The 3,265-nt window shown below is 37.5% G+C and carries 3 protein-coding genes; 1 reads left to right on the forward strand and 2 read right to left on the reverse strand.

Annotated elements, in window-relative coordinates; translation table 11 throughout:
* A partial coding sequence (locus tag GX687_05500; GenBank protein HHX96891.1) for a hypothetical protein occupies positions 1–503 on the forward strand: 503 nt, incomplete at its 5' end.
* Between the two features lie 566 nt (positions 504–1,069).
* Here the strand turns inward: GX687_05500 and GX687_05505 are convergent.
* Both GX687_05505 and GX687_05510 read right to left on the reverse strand, forming a co-directional pair.
* On the reverse strand, positions 1,070–2,218 hold the full coding sequence (locus tag GX687_05505) for an IS91 family transposase (GenBank protein HHX96892.1): 1,149 nt from the start codon (positions 2,216–2,218) through the stop codon (positions 1,070–1,072).
* The gene (locus GX687_05510) at positions 2,215–3,072 is read right to left on the reverse strand and encodes a tyrosine-type recombinase/integrase (protein HHX96893.1); all 858 of its coding nucleotides are present in this window, start codon (positions 3,070–3,072) and stop codon (positions 2,215–2,217) included. The genes GX687_05505 and GX687_05510 overlap by 4 nt, the downstream gene beginning before the upstream one ends.
* Positions 3,073–3,265 lie beyond the last annotated feature (193 nt).

The following is a 3,265-nucleotide window of genomic DNA, read 5'->3' on the forward strand; positions in this document are numbered from 1 at the left end:
CTTCCATTGAAAAATTTTGTTGGCTTGATAATCAGACATTGATTTTAAAAGACCATATTAATCCTTCCTTGGGAATTTACACGGTTATTGATGCAGTCGCAAAAAAGGTGGTTGGTAATTATTATGGAACTACTTTTACCTGGAATAAACAAAGGGACAAACTATATTATTTGGAAGGAATGCCCCACCCTAACTATCTGGATGGTCATCAAAAAATAAGGGATGGGGCGGGTAATCTTTGTTTCGAAACCGGAGCTGGCGAAGTAATTTGCGGTCAGTTGTACATTTCCGCCGATGATAAATATTTTGCCTTTTATCTTGAAAATGTTGAAGAAGGGCAAATGGAATTAGTTGTGGCACAAATGGAGCAAGGGGAAAGGCTTCGTAGAATTTGGGGGAAGGAATGTCCTCTGGGTAAGGTTAGATTCCTTGATGATTCTTTGTTGGAGGTGGTTATTTCCCTAGAACAGAAGGAAACACACAATTTCCAAACAGAAGGGTAAAATATGAACACAAGGGGGCGGTTTTTTGTGTTGCCAGCCAATTAGAGCACTGTCATTTATATGATTATAATACCATTTTTTGAAGCAAAAAGAACCGTCCCAGACTGGTGAAAAAGTCTCTAAATAAAACAAAACTACATCTTGCGAAATATCTTTTTACCTTAAAATATAGTCTATTCCAGAAAGAGTAAAATCTGGCGGAACCCCTAATTTTATTGCTTATTTAGTAGGCATTAACTTCCCTAAATGATATAATATTTCAGGAAAGAATTGTAGTTGAAAGCCAGAAAAGAAAAGCAGGCCACCTTTTTGGCCCACTTACTACTGGCTTTCAATTGCAATTTTTCCTATTGAACAATAGTCGCGTCGTGCACAATTTATCTTTTTAGCAAAATACTATGGGTATTCAAATGTTTTTCTTTCCCCTAAAAATGATTGCATATACCTAAAAGTAAAGTTCAATTTGGCCCTAAACATGAACAAATTTATAAAGGGAGCTTAAAAGGGTATGCTTAATAAACCTAGCCGTTGCTAGATTTTAAAAAAAACTATTCAGTTGCTTACCTTTATTCCAGTTGCGGAATTAACGTTACCGACCTTAAATTATGGCTCGAACATTTCGGACATTTAAAGATATCCACCCCAAAAAGCACCAAAATGATTTGGGCCGCCGTAAGGTCTTCCAGGCAGGATTTTGGGTAATTGCATTTAATAATTTTGCGACAGATAGCTAATTTCACCTTTTTTAAACGGTTGCTTAAAATACCGTAGTAGCGGATTTTTACAAATCCTTTAGGCAATATATGCATAAGAAATCGCCTGATGAATTCTACCGGCGTAAGAGTTACATGGGATTTCTTACCCTCTTTTTTGTAGTTTTTAACGGTAAAGGTAACACCGGTATCTTTAATTGCTACAATTCGCGAATTAGAAATAGCAATTCTATGGGTATACCTTCCTAAATATTCAATAACATTTTCAGCACCCTTAAAAGTTTCTTTAATGTGGGGTATCCACTTTTTCGAATATAAAAGTTCAACAAGCCTTTGAAATTCACCAGCATACCTAAATTTGGATGAAGAACCCGCAAACACCAATTTGCCGGACTTGTACAGTTTTTTAAAAGCAGCCATAAACTTTCCACGAAAAAGTTTAGATACCACATGGACAGGGAACAAGAAATTACCTTTAACAGTTTTAAATTTCTGCTCTTTGGTAAGACCGCCGCCTAATACGACACAATGGATATGAGGATGAAAATTTAGCGTTTGGCCCCAGGTATGAAGAATACTCATAAACCCAATAGAAGCACCAAGATACTTTTTATCCCGGGCCAGCGTTGTTAAGGTATCTGCACTTGCTCTGTACAACAATGCATAAAGCAGCTCTTTGTTAGTGTAAATTAAAGAATTAAGCTCTTCAGGCACAGTAAAGACCACATGGAAATAAGGTGCATCGATTACCTCTGTTTTCCGTTTATCGATCCATTTTTCCTTTACAAGCCCCTGGCAACAAGGGCAATGGCGATTCCGACAAGAATTATAATGTACTACCATATGACCGCAATCCTGGCAGACGCTGGCATTACCGCCCAAAGTAGCAGTTTTGCATTCCATAATGGCATGTGCAACCTTATCTGTGAACTCATCTACTGGATATTTAGCTACCGCCGATTTATAATATTTAAGAAAAATATCCTGTATAGGGTAACTCATAGACGTTCCTCAATATCAAAAGGACTTTTCAGTTTTTTCATGGTTTTAGTGCTTAAATGGACGTAAAGAAGGCTTGAGCTTGCCGATTTATGGCCTAATAACTTCTGGATAGTCAAAAGATCGTAGCCTTGCTCGTATAAATGAGTACCAAAGGAATGCCTAAACATATGTGCAGTAACTTTTTTATCCCAGCCAAGGAGACGGCAATGATCTGTTATAAAACGGGATACAGTAAAGCTAACAATTGGACGATCTTTTTTAGTGCCTGGAAACAGCCAGTCTTTGGGTTTGCCGAATGAAAGCCAGTACTGTGTTAAAATATCCAAGGCTTTCCGAGATAAAATAGCGTAGCGGTCGTTTCTTGATTTGGAAGGCCGGACATAGATGCGCATGTTTTTACGGCTGATGTCCTCATAACGTAGATGACGCACTTCGCTAACCCTTAAGCCTGCGGAATATAAAAGTGCAATACAGGCTTTATGCTTTAAATTGGCGATAGTCTTGATAAAATAATTAACCTCGTCAAGGGTAAGAATATCGGGAAGCTTGGTATGAAATTTCATGTAAGGAACTTCATACTTGTTCCAAGGTTTTCCCAAAACGTACAAATGAAAAAACTTCAGCTGAGAAATATGTGCATTAATACTGCTGTTGGAAAGAACCCTTTGCTGTTTAAGAAACAAAAGATAAGCCCTGATTTCTGCAAAAGAGATCTCCTCGGGGGTTTTCCGGGACGATGCTACCCAGGAAAGATATCTGCGCAGCATGCTGTTATAAGATTTGACGGTATTATAGGTTAAATCACGCAGTATCAGTAAATCGTTAAATTTCTTAATGTAAGGCTGAAATGCCATAACTGTATACCTCCTTGAAATAAAAGTTTTGATTTGTTAAATGACATTCTTATTCAAGGAGGTGGTGGCCTAGGAATAATAAAATAATAAAAGTTGTTAGTTGCACAAAAACATGATACGATAAACATAGTGGCAGTACCTCACATGTGATTTGTTTTGTGTCAACCTAACAATATCCTATATGTGGACGTAC

It is taken from the genome of Clostridia bacterium, assembly GCA_012841935.1.
Taxonomy (GTDB): domain Bacteria; phylum Bacillota; class Peptococcia; order DRI-13; family DTU073; genus DUTS01.

Excerpts from the sequence above, each read along its gene's own strand:
- GX687_05510 (HHX96893.1), bottom strand. The coding sequence starts at position 3,072 with ATGGCATTTCAGCCTTACATTAAGAAATTTAACGATTTACTGATACTG.
- GX687_05505 (HHX96892.1), bottom strand. The coding sequence starts at position 2,218 with ATGAGTTACCCTATACAGGATATTTTTCTTAAATATTATAAATCGGCG.